Source organism: Bombella apis, from assembly GCF_018221685.1.
Lineage (GTDB): Bacteria > Pseudomonadota > Alphaproteobacteria > Acetobacterales > Acetobacteraceae > Bombella > Bombella apis.
On sequence record NZ_JAGJTM010000003.1, the window covers coordinates 236,842 to 254,904 of the forward strand.

The following is an 18,063-nucleotide window of genomic DNA, read 5'->3' on the forward strand; positions in this document are numbered from 1 at the left end:
GTTGTACTCAGGAGGAGACTGCCTTGGTGCGGGCGGAGGGACTTGAACCCCCACAGCTTGCGCCACCAGAACCTAAATCTGGCGTGTCTACCAATTTCACCACGCCCGCATGAACCATACGACCTGTTCTCCAGCATCCGCACCCCCTGACAGGCAGGCACGGACCCTTCATCAGTCTGCGGATTTAGCGCATGAGACAGGCATCGGCAAGGGTTTCTCTTTGCAAAGATGTCATTTCTGCCATGGGCGGTCCTGTTATTCTGCCCTCACGCACACACTGTCCCCTTCAGGCCTCTTGGAAGCCGCATGCCGGGCCGCCCCCAGCTCTCCAAAAAGGTCTTCCGGTACGATCCAGCCTGCTTTCCTGCGGGCAGCACGCCGTCCTGCCTCACCATGAACCCAGACAGCCGCCGCAGCAGCCTCCCAGGCGGGCAGCCCTGCGGCGAGAAAGGCCCCGACAAGCCCACTCAGCACATCCCCTGCCCCGGCAATGGCCAGAGCTGGCGTGGCGTGGACGTTGATGGACGAACGGCCATCCGGAGCCGCAATGACCGTATCAGCTCCCTTCAGAACAACCACGACACCCAACCGGGCTGCAGCCCGCCGTGCGGCCTCCAGACGGCTCCCCTCCACCTGCCCGAAAAGGCGGGAAAACTCACCCATGTGCGGCGTCATGACGGAAACCCCCTTCAGTCGCTCGGGGTGCCCGGCCGCCCATGACAGCGCACCGGCATCAGCCACGATTGTTCGACCAGACTTCTGAAGGCATGGCAGTGTCCGCTCCACCTCCTCCAGACACAGGCCGGGGCCACAGACCCAGACGTGCCGGCGCTCATCCTCCAGCGCCTGCTCCATGGGCTGTGCATCCACAATAGCAGCCGGTGAAGCGAGTCGGTACAGCGTGGCAGCCTCGGCTGGCACCGTAAGGCGGACAAGCCCGGCACCGACATGCCGGGCTGCCTCGAACGCAAACAAGGCGGCACCGTGCATGGCAGCACCACCACAGATGCTTACCACGCCCCGTCTGTATTTGTGGTCCCCAGGCCTCTGCGCCGGGAGCCGCCATAAACCCGGTGCATTCTCCCACAGCCGGACACTCTCCATCTGGATCATGGCAGCGGCAGGCGCCGCCAGATCGACGCAGACAACCTCACCACAGAGCGACCGCCCTGGTTCCAGCAGATGGCCCGGCCTTTTGCGGATCAGGGCAATGGTCATCCGGCAGGCTGCCACACGCCCCGAACACGCCCCTGTAGCACCGTCCAGACCAGATGGAACGTCAATGGCAATGATCTGCCGTGCCGCAGCAAAGAAATCTTCGACACATTCCGGCAGGGACCGGTTCATGCCAGCACCGAATACGGCATCAATCACCAGATCAGCCCGTCGGGCCTCCTCCTGCGTGAAAGCCACCACCGGCCCATGCCAGCGCTTTGCCATCCTGTCAGCCAGACTGTCAGGCTCAGACGGATGCAGCACCGCCACGGACACAGGCCAGCCACGCTCAGCCAGATGACGGGCCAGCACATAGCCATCGCCCCCATTGTTCCCTGGCCCACAGGCCACCAGAGCCCGGCAGGGCCGGACATGCTGGCAGACAGCCCGGGCAGCCATCATGCCAGCTCTCTCCATGATTACAGGCAGAGTCGATGCCATGACATGATCCATCCGCCGTGTATCCTCAGGAGCCAGAAGAACCTGCGACAGGGCTTCCTGATACGGAAAACAGGACATAATGGAATCTTCCCTCTATAAGACGTGGCCAATCACTCAGTTACACGTTACGGATTGACCATGACCAGTTCCATTCTCTGGGGGCTCATCCTCGCCCTGCATCTCCTCTGCATCACCTACTGGGTCGGTGGCGCCATCTTCTGCCTCCAGTCCCGCCGCAGCGTCCGCCTGCTGGAAGCACAGCAGGCCAACACGGTTCTGCTTCAGACCTATGGCCGTTATCTCAAGGCGCTCTGCCACGTCGTCCCTGTGGCTGTCCTCAGCGGAATCGCCCTCATCATCCATGCAGGCGCCTATCTGCCTTGGCCGTTCCACCTCATGGCCTTCTGCGGGCTGGTGATGATCGTCATTTTCCTGAGCATGCTTTTCGGCCCACTGCGGGCAGCACGGCGTGCCATCCGCCCTCAGCCGCAGCTTTTCAGCTCCCTGCATCGGCGGGCAGCCCTCATGGCGCTGGCAGGCATCATCGCCATCATCGCCGGTGCTCTTGGTGGCGGCGCCTGACATCCAGCTCTCTTCACTGTGAGCGACCGCCTATTACCTTGCCAAAAACGGCATTTGACGATAACGGATATTAACGAACCGGAGAGGCTGATACCCTTCCTCTCCGGTTGCCTTTCATCTGCCCGACAGGCTGCCGGGCAGCCTGCCCTGTAACAGAAACATTCCGAGAGTCATTTGAGCAGTAAACCATCCTCTGGTCCGTCCAAGACCCGCAGCAGCACCAGCCGCGTGCGGAAAACGTCCACTCCCCGCACGAAGACACCCCGCACCGGGACAGAAACCGGGACGGAACAGCCAGCGGACGATACTGTGCAGGATGACACCACCACTGCCGCCCGCAAGCCAGCCACACGACGCCGCAGCACGGCAGCCGGTACCAGGAAGAAAGCCACGACTCCAGCCGCCACGGCTGCTGATGAGACAGCCCCGGCTGCTGAGGCTGCGGAGCCTGCCGAGAAACCCAAGCGCACGATGCGCCGCCGCAGCGTGAAACCCACGCCAGAAGATGCTCCCTCCCCAGATGAGGCGACAGAAAGCAGCGCCTCCACTCCGGCAAAGAAAACAGTAAAGCCCACCCGCCGCAAGGCTGCCACTGCTGAGGAAGCATCTGCCCCGGCAGACCCCACAGCAGCTGCCGGGAGTGAGGAAGCTCCCCCCGCACGCAAACGCAGGGCGACTACCCGCACCAGAAAAACAGCCGAAACAGAAACTGCCAAAGCCGACGTCCCGGAAAAAAAACCGGCAACGCCTCGCACACGCCGCAAAAAGACGGCCGAAGCCACACCGGCCACGGAAACCGTGGACGACCACGAAGAGTCGGCTACCCCTCCAACACGCCGCCCTTCCACCCGTCGGAAAGCTGCTGAAGAAACGGTCGAAACCACGGCAGGCAGCGCCGCACCAGCCGGAACGGAAGACAAGGCATCCGCCACACCAGCCAAGCCTCGCCGGAAAAGAGCGAAGAAGGCTGAAGCAGAAACGGCTGAGCCGCAGGCAGAAAAACCAGCTGAGGGAACACCCACCGAGACCGGCTCGGAAAGCCGTATCCTCTTCAGCGATCTTGGTCTTTCCGAACCGATCCTCCGGGCCGTGGAGGAAATGGGCTATACTCATCCCACGCCCATCCAGGCACAGGCCGTGCCAGAGATTCTGACCGGGCGTGACGTCCTTGGCGTGGCGCAGACTGGCACCGGCAAGACGGCCTCCTTCACCCTGCCGATGCTGGAGAAGCTCTCCAAATCCCGAGCCCGGGCCAGGATGCCCCGTTCGCTCATTCTGGAACCCACCCGTGAGCTTGCCCTCCAGGTTGCCGAGAACTTCAAGCAGTACGGGGCGCATCTGCGCCTCACCCACGCCCTGCTGATCGGTGGCGGCAAGATGAACGAGCAGAAGGAACTGCTCAACCGTGGCGTGGACGTCCTCATCGCCACCCCGGGGCGGCTGCTCGACATGTTCGAACGGGGCGGACTGCTGATGACGCAGACTGACCTTCTCGTCATTGATGAGGCCGACCGTATGCTGGACATGGGCTTCATTCCCGATATTGAGCGCATCGTGAGCCTGCTGCCCAGACGGCGCCAGACCCTTTTCTTCTCCGCCACCATGGCTCCGGAGATCCGCCGTCTGGCCGACAATTTCCTGAACAGTCCCAAGGAAATCACCGTCGCCCGCCAGTCCTCCGTTGCCAGCACCATTACCGAGGGCCTGCTGGTCGTGGAGAAGAAGGACAAGAGCCGTGCCCTCTGCGCCCTGCTGCGGCAGGATGACGTGCAGAACGCCATCATCTTCTGCAACCGCAAGCGTGACGTGGACACACTGGAACGCCATCTGACACGGCAGAAATTCTCTGTCGGCCACCTGCATGGCGACCTGACGCAGGACCTGCGTTTCGAAACCCTCGAGCGCTTCCGCACAGGTGATCTCCAGATTCTCGTCTGCTCCGACGTGGCGGCCCGTGGCATTGACATTGGCGGGCTGTCCCATGTCTTCAACTATGACCTGCCTTTCAATGCGGAAGATTACGTCCACCGTATTGGCCGCACGGGCCGTGCCGGCAAGGAAGGCAAGGCCTACAGTCTGGCCACACCTGATGAGCAGAAGCTGCTCGAGGCCGTCGAGAGCCTGACGGGCAAGACGATCGAGCCGCTGACTGTAAAAGGCTTCCGCCATCTTGAATGGCGTGGAGAGGAGGATGCTTCCCCTGCCTCCGCCAAGGATGAGAGCAAGGGTCAGCAGCGGAATGGCAGAAACAGGAAAACTGCCGAACCGAAGCAGGAAGACCGTCCGGCCCGCAAGAAGCAGCCGGAGCGTGATCCTCTGCCGGAAGCCCGCAAGCATGACCACAAGCGGTCCGGCCGAGCCGAACTGCTGCCGCCCGTACCGGAAAAGAACGGGATGCAGGATGGCTTTGGCGAGAATGTACCTGCTTTCATGAAGGTCAGCTTCCTGCCGGAACCACGTGATCCGTCCGACTCATGATGGAAACGTCCACGCAGATTCACGCCACTGTCGAACAGCTCGGCCGTTCGGGAGACGGGATGGTGCGTCATGAGGGGCGGGCTTGGTACATTCCCGGAACCCTGCCGGGCGAGCAACTGCATCTGCGATTCCATGACGGCGAAGCGGAACTTCTGGAGCGGGAAAGCACATCCCCCCATCGGGTAGAAGCGCCCTGCTCCCTGTCCGACCTCTGCGGCGGCTGTGCCCTCCAGCACATGGACCAGACCGCCCTGCTGGAGTGGAAAAAGGATCAGGTCCAGCGTGCCCTGAACAGAAGCGGCTTTACGGACCTGCCAGAACCTGCCCTGTACCAGACGCCCCCTCACAGCCGCCAGCGGCTGGACGTAGCCCTGCAAAGGGTACCAGGGGGCATCATTCTCGGGCTGCATCAACGGGGTGGTGACCCGGTGGACATGACGGAATGTCCCCTCATCCGCCCGGAACTGCTGAAGCTGCTTCCTCCACTCCGTGAGTGCCTCTCCTCCCTTGGTGCCCTGACAGGGCGTGGCAATCTGGCCATCAACCTTCTGGACAGCGGCCCGGACCTGACGCTGGAGACACCCGCTCCCCTGAGTGGTTCTGACAGGGAAAAACTGGCCGCTTTTGCACGGGACCATGGGATTCCACGCATCACATGGCGTCCGGCTCCCGGCAGGATGATGGAAACGGCTGCACAGACGGGGCCGGTCTTCCATCATTTTGGCGGTGTCAGGGTCTCACCCCCACCAGCCAGTTTCCTTCAGGCCAGTCAGGAAGGTGAGCAGGCCATCCGTGAAGCCGTTCTTGCCGGTCTGCCGCCGCTGAACCGGAAGGACCGGATCATCGAGCTGTATGCTGGATGCGGAACCCTGACCTTCCCGCTGGCCCAGCACGGTTTCGTGCAGGCCTATGAGGGCGACAGGGCGGCTATCGCCTCCCTCCGTGCCGCTACCCACGGCAGCCGTGCAGAAGGCTCCGAGCGGGACCTGAATCGCCAGCCTCTCCTGCCGCCTGAACTGAATCAGGCCCGTGTTGTCGTGCTGGACCCGCCCTATGCTGGCTCAGGCAAGCAGCTGGCCTCCCTTCTGCGCTCCAAAGTGCAGGATGTGGTCTATGTCAGCTGCAATCCAGCTGCGCTGGAAAAAGAACTCCCCGCCCTGAAGCAGGCCGGTTTTGCCGTGCTGTCATGGACCGTGATCGACCAGTTTCTCTGGTCCACGGATGTCGAGACCGTGCTGGTTCTTTCCAGAGATCCGAAACGCATCCGCAAGGCCGAAAAAAAGCGGAAGGGATAACCTCCCTCCCGCTTCATCACGTTGCGCCTGCTTCCACCATCAGACGTGGAAACTCTCCCCGCAGCCACAGCGGCCCTTCTCATTGGGGTTGGTGAAGGTGAAGCCTGATTCCAGCTCCTTCACCTCATAATCCATGACCGTGCCGATCAGGAAGAGCGTCGCCTTGCTGTCCACCAGCAGGGTCAGCCCATGATCCTCGATCCGCTCATCCCCTTTCTGGACTTCCGGCACGAAATTCATCTCGTAAGACATGCCGGAACAGCCACGCTTGCCCACACTGATGCGCAGGAACTTTCCCTTCTCGGCTCCCTCATACAGGGTCTTCAGGCGGGCGGCGGCCCGGTCTGTCATGGTCATCAGGGGTGGCAGGCTGCGTTTGGGGGCAGTATCTGTCATGAGGGTACCCTCCCGATCTTCAGTTTCCAGCGTGTTCATTCAGGATCAGAACATGTTCAGGGCAAGACGGGCATTGTCGCTCATCCGGCTCATGTCCCACGGCGGATCCCAGACCACCTTGACGGTCACTTCCCGCACGGTCGGAACGGACAGCACGGCATAGCGCACCATCTGGGGCAGCTCCTGCGCACTCGGGCAGTTCGGGGCCGTGAGGGACATCTCAATATCCACACGCCCGTCATCATGCAGGTCGATGGCGTAGATCAGCCCCAGCTCGTAGACGTTGACCGGAATCTCCGGGTCAAAGACGGTCTCGATGGCGGCGATGACCTCATCCTGCTTTGGCGGCGCATCCACGGGGGGAGGAACAAGCTCCTCCTGCCCCGCATAGGCCTGCTCCCGTGTCGGAACAGACGGCCCGGCGGGAACGTTCTCTTCCACAGCGGAAGAAACCGCCTCATCTCTGCTCTTCAGCTCGTCTGTTTCTGTCATGACATCCTCACGCAAGTAAGGCACGCGCACGCTCAATGCCGTGGGCCAGAGCGTCTATCTCGTCACGTGTCGTATAAATGGCAAAACTGGCTCTGGCGGTTGCCTGCACGCCCAGCTCCTGCATCAGCGGTTCAGCACAATGCTGCCCGGCCCGGATGGCAATGCCCTGCTGATCCAGCAGCACGGCAAGATCATGCGGGTGTGCCCCCTCCACCTGAAGTGAGAAGACACCACCCCGCTCCACCGGGTTTCCCATGATGCTCACACCATCCGTCTTTTCAAGCACCTGCCGAGCATAGGCGACCAGATCACGCTCATGTGCTTCGATCGCCTCTGCCCCCAGCTCCTCCACGAAACGGATGGCGGCTCCCAGACCCAGCACTTCCAGAATGGCGGGCGTGCCAGCCTCGAATTTGTGCGGCGCATCGGCCCAGCTTGCCTTCTCGAACGAGACGGAGCGGATCATGTCCCCTCCACCCAGAAAAGGCGGCATCTCCTCCAGCAGGGGCAGCCTGCCCCAGAGGATGCCGACACCCGTAGGCCCATAAAGCTTGTGGCCGGTAAAGACGAAGAAATCCGCCCCCAGAGCCTGCACGTCCACCCTGCGGTGGACGATGGACTGGGAGCCATCCACGATGACTTTCGCCCCGTGCCTGTGGGCCAGCTCCGCCAGCTTTTTCACGGGCGTGATGGTCCCCAGCACGTTGGACATGTGCGTGACGGAAACCAGCGCAACACGGCCATCACCCAGCAGCTCTTCATAAGCGGCAAGATCGATGTCCCCATCCGCATTGATGGGGGCCACACGCAGCTCGATGCCCAGCCTGTCCCGCAGCATGAGCCACGGCACGATGTTGGCATGGTGCTCCAGAGCGGAGATCAGCACGGCCTGACCGGGCCTAAGCTGGCTGCCCAGCGAATGGGCCAGCAGATTGAGGCCCTCCGTGCTGTTCTTGGTAAACACGATCTCCCGCCGGTCCGCCGCATTGAGGAACCGGGCCACATCATCACGCACGGCTTCATAAGCCTGCGTGGTCCGTTCGCTCATGTCATACAGACCACGATGGATATTGGCGTAACAGTGCCGTGCCGCTTCGCTCATCGCCTCGATGACACAGTCCGGCTTCTGGGCAGAGGCTGCGCTGTCCAGAAAGACCAGCGGACGACCATGAGCCGTTTCGGACAGGATGGGGAAGCGGGCACGCACGTTATCAGACATGGCCGGGCAACGCTTTCAGCAGATAGTCCCGCAGGCTTTCATGCTCCACCAGTTCCACCGTTTCCAGAAGGAAGGCCTGAACCAGCATGTCACGGGCCTGCTCCTCCTGAACCCCACGGGAGCGGAGATAGAAAAGCTGGTCTTCATCCAGCGCACCGACGGTCGCACCGTGGCTGCACTTGACGTCATCAGCGTAAATCTCAAGCTCAGGCTTGCTGTTCATCTGTGCCTTTTCGGACAGGAGCAGGGCCTGGTTCATCTGGTAGCCATCAGTCTTCTGGGCAATCCGGTCCACCAGAATCTTCCCCTGGAAGACACCCTGTCCGTTTTCCGACAGCACGCTCCGCACCGTCTGGCGGGACGTGCAGTCCGGTGACGCATGATGGATCATGGAAGACAGGTCATTCAGCCGGGCACCATCGACAAGCTGGATCGCATTGACGTTCGTGTTGCTGAACGGGCCAGACAGCTGGGTGACGACTTCCTGACGGGCCAGCACACCCCCCTGATTGAGCGTGAAGCTGTCATAATTGCCACGCTCACCCACACGGGCCCCGACAATGGCCAGACGGGCGGCCTCATGGCTTTCAGCCTGCTGCGTGATGTGGCTGAGATGCGCCTTGTCCGCACAATGGACATCCACCTGCGGATTGGTCAGATACTGCCCCGTGCCAAGCTGGACATCCAGCAGGGTCAGCTGCGCCCCCTCATCCAGCGTGACACTGTGATGAAGATGGGTGGACACGCCATCCCCTTCCGTCAGGCTGACCATGACGATCAGCCCGGCATCCGTCCCGGCCGGAACATGAAGCCGTGCCCCCGGCTGACGGAGGGCCGCATTCAGACCGGCAGAGAAACGCCCCGCCAGCAGCGGCTGCACGGCAGAACCGTCACCATATTCCTGCACGTCCATGCAGTCTGGCAGGTGGGACAGCTCCTTGCAGAAACGGCCATTGGCAAAGACCAGCAGGCCATCATGCTCTGGCAGGTTCAGGCCTTCCACACGCTGCTTCACGGTGGCGGCTTCAAGGGCTGGAGCCTCCTGCCAGGCAATCCCGTTCAGGGACTGGAGTGGCGTGTAATGCCATGCCTCCACCCGACGTGTTGGCAGCCCTTCCGCTCCCAGCAGGGCTGCACGCTCTCCGGCACGCCCCGTCAGGGCCTGCCAGGCTGCTGCACTGTTCTCACTCACGCTGCCGCCTCAAGAAACTGTTTGTAGCCCTGTTTTTCCAGCAGTGTTGCCACTTCCGGGCCGCCACTATGGATGATGCGTCCGTGCGCCATGACATGCACACGGTCCGGCACGATATATTCCAGCAGACGCTGGTGATGGGTAATCACCAGTGATGAGAAGTCCGGCCCACGCAGGGAGTTCACACCCTCCGCCACGATACGCAGCGCATCGATGTCCAGCCCGCTGTCCGTCTCGTCCAGAATGGCCAGAGAAGGCTTGAGCAGGCGCATCTGGAGCACCTCGTTGCGCTTCTTCTCACCACCGGAGAAGCCGACATTCACGGCCCGCTTGAGCATCTCGCCGGACATGGAAAGGCGGCTGGTTTCCTCCCGTGCCAGCTTGAGGAAGGACACGGCATCCAGCTCCTCCTCACCACGGGCCTTGCGCACGGCGTTTACTGCCGTCCGCAGGAAGTTGGCGTTGTTGACACCGGGCAGTTCCACCGGGGACTGGAAGGCCAGAAACACACCCAGTGCCGCACGTTCTTCCGGCTCCAGCTCCAGCAGGTCCTGCCCCTTGAAATGGGCGGAACCACCTGTCACCTCGTAATCCTCACGCCCCGCCAGAACATAGGAGAGCGTGGACTTGCCAGAACCGTTCGGCCCCATGATGGCGTGAACCTCTCCCTTGGGGATCGTGAGGTCCAGACCCTTCAGAATTTCCTTGGGGGTGCCGTCAGCATCGATCTGGGCCTTCAGCCCCTCAATCTTCAGAAAATCACTCATAGCTCAACCAACGCTCCCTTCCAGGCTGATCTGAAGCAGCTTCTGTGCTTCCACAGCAAATTCCATCGGAAGTTCCTTGAGGACTTCCCGGCAGAAACCGTTCACGATCAGGCCAACGGCTTCTTCTTCTGAAAAACCACGGGACCGGCAGTAGAAGAGCTGGTCCTCGGAAATCTTGGATGTCGTCGCCTCATGCTCGATGCGCGCACTCATGTTGCGGCTCTCGATGTAAGGCACCGTATGGGCACCGCACTGGTCACCGATCAGCAGGCTGTCACACTGCGTGAAGTTCCGACCGTTGCGGGCCTTGGGCTGCATCCGGACAAGCCCACGATAGGTGCTGTCCGACTGTCCGGCGGATATGGTCTTCGCCACGATGGTGGACCGTGTATCCGGGGCGAGATGGATCATCTTCGTACCCGTATCGGCCTGCTGACGTCCGTTCGTCACCGCAACGGAATAGAACTCACCGACAGAACCCTTCCCCGCCAGAATGCAGGACGGATACTTCCACGTGATGGCAGAACCGGTTTCGACCTGTGTCCATGAGATGCGGGCACGATCACCTTTGCAGATGCCCCGCTTGGTCACGAAGTTGTAGATGCCGCCCTTGCCGTTCTCATCCCCCGGGTACCAGTTCTGCACCGTGGAATATTTGATGAAGGCATCTTCCATCGCCACCAGCTCGACCACGGCGGCATGAAGCTGGTTCTCATCACGCTGCGGGGCCGTGCAGCCTTCCAGATAGGAAACAGTGGCCTGGTCCTCGGCAATGATCAGCGTCCGCTCGAACTGCCCCGTATTGCGGGCATTGATGCGGAAATAGGTGGACAGCTCCATCGGGCAACGCACCCCCTTGGGCACGTACACGAAGGAACCATCGGTAAAGACGGCCGAGTTCAGGGCCGAGAAGAAATTGTCCGCCACTGGCACGACCGTGCCCAGGTATTTCTTCACCAGCTCGGGATGCTCGATGATGGCTTCGGAAATCGGGCAGAAAATCACCCCGGCCTCGGCCAGGGTCTTGCGGAAGGTCGTGGCCACGGACACGCTGTCAAACACCGCATCAACAGCAACGGGTGTCTTCTGCCCTGCCCCTTCCACGCCGGCCAGCATTTCCTGCTCATGCAGGGGGATGCCGAGCTTCTCATATGTCCTGAGCAGTTCGGGATCGACCTCATCAAGGCTCTTCGGGCCTGATTTCTTCTTCGGCTGGGCGAAGTAATGGGCGTCCTGATAGTCGATCGGCGGATGCTTGATCTTCGCCCAGTCCGGTTCGCTCATGTCCTGCCAGGCACGGAAGGCCTTCAGCCGCCAGTCCAGCATCCACTGCGGCTCTTTCTTGCGGGCAGAAATCAGCCGGACGATGTCCTCATTCAGCCCCTTCGGGGCGAGGTCCATCTCCACATTGGTCTCAAAGCCCCATTCGTAATTGGACTTTGCCAGTTTCTCGACCGCTTCACGGGTTTCTGACACAGCCGGCATGACATTCTCCCTGTTCCTCAGGCCTATGCATTGTCGCTTCCACCGATGTGGCAGAGGACGGATCGAATTTCAGATCGGGGTTGGCCATATCGGCCAGAGTGATGGTCTCCAGGGCCTGCCGGACCGCTGCATTGACCATATCCCACTGCCCTGACAGACCGCAGGTCTCACCATGTGCACATTCCTTGCCATCACAGCAGGCTGTCACGCAGATGGGACCATCCACCACGCTGATGACCCGGGCCACGGAGATGTCGGCCAGCTCCTCGGCCAAGCGATAGCCGCCCCGGGCACCACGGAAAGAGACAACCAGCCCACCTGCTGCCAGCCCTTTCAACAGTTTGGCAACTGTTGGCTCTGGCACCCCCGTCTCCTGCGCCAAAGACGCTGCCGTGGCCAGATCACCACGCACACCAAGACGCACGAGAACAACGGTCGCATAATCAGCCAGTTTGGACAGTCTCAGCACAATGAAAAACCTACATCCTATATCAATGATTCTCTATTTAAGACCCAACAGGTACCCATTCAAGGGAGTGACCCATATTTTCCCGATGGTCAAGCCTTATGTGCCGCCAGGATAAAGCGTTTTTCATATTTTGTTAAAAAATACCCAATCACGGAACAAGACAGACAAGCAGCCCCTCCAGCACGGCACCTATCACAAAGCCGACGACAGTGCCATTGACACGAATATAGGCCAGATCTTTCCCGATACCAGCCTCCAGCCGGACTGACAGGCTCCTGGCATCCCAGCGTCCGATAACACGGGCAATCATCCCCGCTACATTCTTCCGCATCTGCGGCAGGGATTTCACGATAGCCTGCCGGACCGCCCTGTCCAGCTGGCTGGCCAGGTCTGTCCTTTGCAGGAGCGTCCCCGTCAGCTGCTGGTAGGCAGTCCGCAGTGCCTGCGTACTCAACCCATCATCCCGCCGACTATCTTCCTCCACCATCAGGCAGAGCCGCCGCCACAAACCGCCACCCCATTCCTTCACACTCTCGTGTGCGAAAAAAGACGTGATGCTGCCCATGAGCTGACGGGCGCTCTCCGGGTCATCGTCCAGATCCTGGATTTTCCGTTTTACCCAGCGTGTAAACCCATGCCGGATATCGGAATCCATGGGGTCCACCCGGCCCAGCTCCGCCTTCAGGGCTGTCAGCACCTGCGTGGCCACCGAGGCCCCGATGGCCCAGCCAACCAGCCGCCCCCCCTGCTCACGCACCCGCCTCTCCACAAACCGGTGCAGGTCATCCTCCTTCGTGCTGACCAACTCCTTGAACTGCGCCAGAAAGAAAGAAAAGACTTCCTGATGGATATCCTCATCCACCATGGCTCTCAGGGCACGGATGACAAGTGCCGTAACGTCATCCCTTTTCATTAGGGTCGGAAAGAGGGTGACCAGAAAAGAGCCTCCCCGTCCATCTCCGATGCGCTCCAGCACCGCCGGGGCCAGACCACGAAGGTGACGCAGCAGAACCTCTTCCGTCTCCTTTTTCTGAAGAAGACGGGCCAAGGCCGCTGGCAGATCGGCACCTTCCAGCAGGCGCAGCATTTCTTCTTCTGTCAGGAAATGCTCAGCCATGAAACGGCCCAGCGCATCCCCCAGCTGGGCCTTCCTCTGTGGCAGGATGGCCGTATGCGGTATGGGAAGCCCAAGAGGATGCCGGAACAGGGCCGTAACGGCAAACCAGTCTGCAAGCCCCCCCACGACACCCGCCTGGCTGCCAGCCCGCAGCATTTCCAGCCAGAGTGAGGGGCCAAACAGCTTCTGCCAGACGCTCAGACGGCTGATGACAGCCAGCACGGACGTCCCCACCAGCAACAGGCCTGCCCAGAGAGAGGCTCCGTTTTTCCTCACCGGAAGAAACATGACGATGGACTGCCCTCCTGCATGACCGTTGGTTGCCGCCCTCCTGCCAACTTCAGGCAGGCCGAACAAAAAGCACTTCTTATTAACAAGACTTGGCGCTTTATCACAATTGAGCCTATACAGGAACGACCACGCCGGCGATGGAGCCACACCGTTCCCGGCCCATATGAGACCAAGACAAGCGAGACTGTTCCCCATGCCAGATTGCGCCTCCCAGACTGACGCATCGCCTGCTGAACTGATTGAATCCTGCACCACTGCGCTGACATACTCTCCGCATGATTTTTCCAACCTGATCATTTCCCTTGCGAAAAAGGCAGGTACGGAAAATGGTCTGGAAGCAATCGGTCAGACCGTACGTCTGTTACGGGACCGCAACTTCATGACCCGGGCCGACGCCCTGCGCCGGTATGTAGGGCTGGAGCATGACGGAGCCGAATGCCCGCCGGAGCCCCGGCTGCGCAAGGTCGCCGAGCAGCTTGTCGCACAGGCACGGACACCGGATGACCTCTCCGTCACCGGTTTTGCTGCTGTCTTCACCGCTCATCCCACCTTCGCTCTGGCCAATGATGTGTACGAACTTCTGGCCCGTCGGGCGGAGGATCCGTCCTGCCCTGTTCCCACCCTGCCGACGCATCGCCGCAGTGCGCCTCCAACACTGGATGAAGAACAGTCTCTTGCCCTGGCTGCCATCACCCGTGGGCGGGATGCGCTGGACAGCCTTACCATGGGGATCCTCCAGACAGCCCGTCGCCGCTGGCCTGAAGCCAACGAGATGACCCCTGCCCCTGTCCGGCTGGCCAGCTGGGTCGGGTTTGATACGGATGGCCGCAATGACATTGGCTGGTGGGACACCATCCGCATCCGTCTTGGCCTCAAGATTGCCCAGCTGGAACGTCTGCTTGAAGGACTGGAACAGATCGGGCTGAAAGAAGGTGTGCTGAGCCGGCGTGTGGCCGAAGCCCTTGCCGCCACGCAAAAGCAGCGTGACATCTGCCCCCGCTCTGTCCCCGGCCAGACCATGAAACCGGAAGACATCGCCCGCTTCGCCCATGTCCTCATCGACCTGCGGGAAACGGCCCTGCTCAATGCTGATGAGCTACGCCCTCTCTTCCGTGAGGAGGCAGCCCGGCTGGATGGTGAAAAAGCCCATCGGCTGGATGTCATGCGTACGGGGTTCCTCAATCACGGGCTTGGACTGTCCCACATCCATACCCGCCTCAATGCAGCCCAGATTTACAACGTGGCCCGTACAAGGCTGGGCCTGACAGATGATCCGACCCTGCCTTTCCATCGTCGGGCGCTTCTCTCCCATATTGATGCCGCCATGGATGACCTCAAGCCGCTGGCCATCGATTTCGGGGCCCTGCTGGTAGAGCCCAGTGCCGCCTCACGCCTGATGATGACGATGGCGCAAATCCTCAAACATGTGGATTCCGGCTCCCCCATCCGCTTCCTGATTGCCGAGACGGAAAGCGGCTACACCCTGCTGGCCACGCTATGGCTGGCCCGGCTCTTTGGCATCCGTGATGACCAGATCGAGATTTCCCCACTCTTCGAAACGGAAACGGCTCTGGAGAACGGTGCCGAGATTCTGGAGGAAGCCTTCCGCTCACCACACTGGCGGGCCTATCTCCGGGCCAATGGGCGCCTGTCCCTCCAGTTCGGTTATTCGGATTCCGGGCGTTATGTCGGCCAGCTGGCGGCCGGCCCCATGGTGGAACGCCTGCGCCTGCGGACACTGGAGCTGATGAAAGAACATGGGCTGGAAGACATCGCCCTGACCATGTTCGATACCCATGGTGAAAGCATTGGCCGCGGTGCCCATCCTTTCAGCCTGAAAGAGCGTCTGGAATATTTCTCTCCGGCCAACACAAGGCAGGCGCTGCACAAGGCGGGCATTGCAAGCCGGGTTGAAGCTGCGTTTCAGGGAGGGGACGGCTACCTCGCCTTCGGTACGGACAGGCTGGCGGCCTCCACCATTGCAACGCTGGCTGAATTCGTGGCAGCCCAGGGCGAGCCCATTGCGGCTGACAAGCTGAATGATCCACTTTTCAGCAAACCCGATTTCGCCATGGACTTCTTCTCCACCATCGCCCTGAAGATGGGTGACCTGGTGAACGACCCGGGCTATACCGCCCTCCTCAGCGCCTTCGGCCCTGCGCTGGTGGACAAGACCGGCTCCCGCCCCTCTGCACGTCAGTCCGATACAGCACGGGTAACACGCATAACCCATCCAAGCCAGATCCGGGCCATCCCCAACAATGCCATTCTCCAGCAGCTGGGCTGGTGGGCCAATGTCCTGCATGGTCTCGGCAGTGCTGCCCGCCGCCATACAGAGCAGTTTGAACGGTTGCGTCACAGCTCGCCCCGCTTCCGCCAGCTTATGGATTTTGCCTCCCAGGCTCTGAACCATTCAGACCTTGATGTCCTCCGGGCCACCATCCATCAGCTGGACCCCGGTACATGGCTGAACCGGGCTGCGGACTGCGACAATGCTGATGATCGGGTCCATTTCCTCAACATTGCCCGTGACCTTGAGGAGCTGGAATTCTGGAAGAGCATCCCGGCCCTGTTCCGGCGCATCCAGAGGGAAGATATCGCCCTGCGCTCTGCATGGCCTGAAGCCCCTCGCATGGATGTGGATGAAAAGCTCCTGCACGTCATCCGCTTTGCTCTGATGGACCGCATCTGGACCCTGGGAACACACATCCCCTATTTCGGTCCCCGTGGTACTCTGACACGGGAAGCCATCACGACACTCATCCTGTGTCTTGATGTGCCACGGGCTCTCCGCCTGCTGGATGACCTCTTCCCCATCACGGCCCCCAGCATTGCCGATCTCGATTTCGGTGAACCGGGTGGCGCTGCTGTGGCACAGGGCTTTGCCCGTGAGCATCGGGAGATATTCCAGCCACTGCAAAACGCCTTCGACCTGCTCCGGGAGGTCGGCGTGGCTATCATGCACGCCAATCACTGCTTCGGCTGACATTCCTCCATCAGGCGAAACACGACCATGAAAAAGGGCCTCCTTCCCAGTGGAAAGAGGCCCTTTTTCTATCCTCACAGACTTGCAAAACGGAGACGATCCACACTCTTCCCACGTTCCTCTCCATCCATTCTGGAGACGTTCAGTCTTCTGTCCAGATACCTTCCCTCGTACGGCGCAGCGCTATACCAGGGACAAAATCAGGTCGCCATATTTTGGGCACCCCCACTTTCTGGGACAGGTAAATCCCCGTATGCCCTGAGCAGAGATAGGCGATGAAACAGCCCGTGGCGTAATAGACAATGTTCGTCCCACCAAACAGCTCCACCCCCATGACCGTACAGGCCAGAGGCGTATTGACGGCTCCACCGAACACGGCCACCATCCCCACACCGGCCAGAAGATCACCAGGCACACCGAGCACCGGTGCAAGGGCATTTCCCAGTCCAGCTCCTACAAAGAATAGAGGCGTAACCTCTCCTCCCTTGTAGCCTGTGGCAAGAGCCAGGACTGTGAAAACCAGCTTCAGCAGCCAGCTCCACTCATAATGGGTCGTGCTGAAAAAGTTGACGATGGACGCTCCGCCCGCCTCCGGTGCCACGACACCAAGGCCCAGATAATCCCGTGTTCCCAGCAGCCAGACCAGCAGAATGGTCACGACACCGCCAATGGCTGGCTGCAACCAGGGTGTCGGACAGATTTTCTTGATGACCGGACCAAGCCTGTACACACCCTCTGCAAAGGCACGGCTGGCAAACCCGAAAGCCACAGCCGCCACAGCAACCTTTACCCACAGCAGGGCATCAACATGGAAAGGCGTCTGCCCTGGAGCTGCCAATCCCCTGAATGTAACGGGATAGACCGCATGATGTATCCCCCATTGATGGCATGTCCAGTCCGCAATGATGGACGTGACAGCCACAGGCAGCAGAGCAGAATAATCCAACGTACCAAGGGTCAGGACCTCCAGACCAAAGATCGCCCCCGTGATGGGCGTGCCATACACGGCGCCAAGGCCGGAGGCTACACCAGCTGTCAGCAGAATGCTCGTGTTGCGGCTGTCCAGCCGGAACAGTCGGGCAAAACTGCTGGCCAGACTTCCACCCATCTGCACGGCAGTGCCTTCACGCCCCACGGATGCCCCAAAAAGGTGACTGACCACTGTCCCGATGAACACAAGCGGGGCCATGCGCAGCGGTACCCCTTCCGAAGGTTTGTGGATTTCATCAAGGATGAGATTATTACCGCCTCCTGCACGACCGCCCCACCAGTAATAGGACAGGGCCACGGCCACACCGGCGACAGGCAATCCATAGAGAATGTCAGGATGGTCAAACCGGTATTGCGTCACCCATTCCAGCATCCAGAGGAAAAGAGCGCAAAAACTGCCCACCACAACTGCCAGCGGTACCAGTACACAGAACCACTGAAACAGACGGGACAAAAAAGAAACGCTTTTCTGGAAAAACAACATGACAAATTCCCCCTAACGCACCCTCACCGATCACTGCGAGGGATTCTGTTGGCAGGAATCATCAGCCTTCCCCGGCAACCGGGTGGCGGTTCGGCCCACAAGGAACCCGGTGGCAATCCATCACCGTTCCCTCTCAAAAACACGATCCCATAATACCTGTCAAG

14 protein-coding genes, 1 tRNA gene and 1 riboswitch are annotated in these 18,063 nt (G+C 60.6%); of the genes, 4 read left to right on the forward strand and 11 right to left on the reverse strand.

Annotated features, from left to right (window positions below; all coding sequences use genetic code 11):
- Positions 1–24: 24 nt before the first annotated feature.
- Both J8Z04_RS02880 and J8Z04_RS02885 read right to left on the reverse strand, forming a co-directional pair.
- A tRNA-Leu gene (locus tag J8Z04_RS02880) sits at positions 25–109 on the reverse strand.
- 146 nt (positions 110–255) lie between these two features.
- On the reverse strand, positions 256–1,734 hold the full coding sequence (locus J8Z04_RS02885; protein WP_192848256.1) for an NAD(P)H-hydrate dehydratase: 1,479 nt from the start codon (positions 1,732–1,734) through the stop codon (positions 256–258).
- Positions 1,735–1,794: 60 nt separating this feature from the next.
- Between J8Z04_RS02885 and J8Z04_RS02890 the strand changes: the two genes are divergently transcribed.
- The 3 genes from J8Z04_RS02890 (at position 1,795) to J8Z04_RS02900 (ending at position 6,011) form a co-directional block, all read left to right on the forward strand.
- Positions 1,795–2,238 (forward strand): hypothetical protein, encoded by a 444-nt coding sequence (locus J8Z04_RS02890; protein WP_043559900.1) that lies wholly within the window; start codon positions 1,795–1,797, stop codon positions 2,236–2,238.
- A 174-nt stretch (positions 2,239–2,412) separates the two neighbouring features.
- Positions 2,413–4,716, forward strand: coding sequence for a DEAD/DEAH box helicase (locus J8Z04_RS02895; protein ID WP_232086337.1), 2,304 nt, complete (start codon positions 2,413–2,415; stop codon positions 4,714–4,716).
- Positions 4,713–6,011, forward strand: coding sequence for a class I SAM-dependent RNA methyltransferase (locus J8Z04_RS02900; protein WP_154981391.1), 1,299 nt, complete (start codon positions 4,713–4,715; stop codon positions 6,009–6,011). Before J8Z04_RS02895 ends, J8Z04_RS02900 begins: the two co-directional genes overlap by 4 nt.
- 39 nt (positions 6,012–6,050) lie before the next feature.
- Here J8Z04_RS02900 and J8Z04_RS02905 read toward each other — a convergent pair whose 3' ends face one another.
- The 8 genes from J8Z04_RS02905 to J8Z04_RS02940 all read right to left on the reverse strand — a co-directional run bounded on the left by J8Z04_RS02905 (position 6,051) and on the right by J8Z04_RS02940 (position 13,436).
- The gene (locus tag J8Z04_RS02905; RefSeq protein ID WP_043561127.1) at positions 6,051–6,407 is read right to left on the reverse strand and encodes a HesB/IscA family protein; all 357 of its coding nucleotides are present in this window, start codon (positions 6,405–6,407) and stop codon (positions 6,051–6,053) included.
- Positions 6,408–6,452: 45 nt separating this feature from the next.
- Complete coding sequence (locus tag J8Z04_RS02910) at positions 6,453–6,899, reverse strand: SUF system Fe-S cluster assembly protein (protein ID WP_192848257.1); 447 nt, start codon at positions 6,897–6,899, stop codon at positions 6,453–6,455.
- A gap of 7 nt (positions 6,900–6,906) precedes the next feature.
- On the reverse strand, positions 6,907–8,118 hold the full coding sequence (locus J8Z04_RS02915) for an aminotransferase class V-fold PLP-dependent enzyme (RefSeq protein ID WP_192848258.1): 1,212 nt from the start codon (positions 8,116–8,118) through the stop codon (positions 6,907–6,909).
- Positions 8,111–9,310: a Fe-S cluster assembly protein SufD gene (gene sufD, locus J8Z04_RS02920; RefSeq protein ID WP_086431456.1), complete on the reverse strand. Its 1,200-nt coding sequence runs from the start codon at positions 9,308–9,310 to the stop codon at positions 8,111–8,113. The genes J8Z04_RS02915 and sufD overlap by 8 nt, the downstream gene beginning before the upstream one ends.
- Positions 9,307–10,077, reverse strand: a complete 771-nt coding sequence (sufC, locus tag J8Z04_RS02925; protein ID WP_043559896.1) for a Fe-S cluster assembly ATPase SufC — start codon at positions 10,075–10,077, stop codon at positions 9,307–9,309. The genes sufD and sufC overlap by 4 nt, the downstream gene beginning before the upstream one ends.
- Positions 10,078–10,080: 3 nt before the next feature.
- Positions 10,081–11,562: a Fe-S cluster assembly protein SufB gene (gene sufB, locus J8Z04_RS02930; protein ID WP_043559895.1), complete on the reverse strand. Its 1,482-nt coding sequence runs from the start codon at positions 11,560–11,562 to the stop codon at positions 10,081–10,083.
- A complete protein-coding gene (locus J8Z04_RS02935; protein ID WP_081563234.1) occupies positions 11,537–12,031 on the reverse strand; it encodes an SUF system Fe-S cluster assembly regulator in 495 nt (164 codons plus the stop codon). Before J8Z04_RS02935 ends, sufB begins: the two co-directional genes overlap by 26 nt.
- 148 nt (positions 12,032–12,179) lie before the next feature.
- Positions 12,180–13,436 (reverse strand): DUF445 domain-containing protein, encoded by a 1,257-nt coding sequence (locus J8Z04_RS02940; RefSeq protein ID WP_086431457.1) that lies wholly within the window; start codon positions 13,434–13,436, stop codon positions 12,180–12,182.
- A gap of 196 nt (positions 13,437–13,632) precedes the next feature.
- On the opposite strand from J8Z04_RS02940, the gene J8Z04_RS02945 reads away from it, so the two are divergent.
- Complete coding sequence (locus tag J8Z04_RS02945) at positions 13,633–16,425, forward strand: phosphoenolpyruvate carboxylase (protein ID WP_192848259.1); 2,793 nt, start codon at positions 13,633–13,635, stop codon at positions 16,423–16,425.
- A gap of 142 nt (positions 16,426–16,567) precedes the next feature.
- Here J8Z04_RS02945 and J8Z04_RS02950 read toward each other — a convergent pair whose 3' ends face one another.
- Positions 16,568–17,899, reverse strand: a complete 1,332-nt coding sequence (locus J8Z04_RS02950; RefSeq protein WP_086431459.1) for a voltage-gated chloride channel family protein — start codon at positions 17,897–17,899, stop codon at positions 16,568–16,570.
- A gap of 45 nt (positions 17,900–17,944) precedes the next feature.
- Positions 17,945–18,033: riboswitch (Fluoride riboswitch) on the reverse strand.
- Positions 18,034–18,063: the final 30 nt, after the last annotated feature.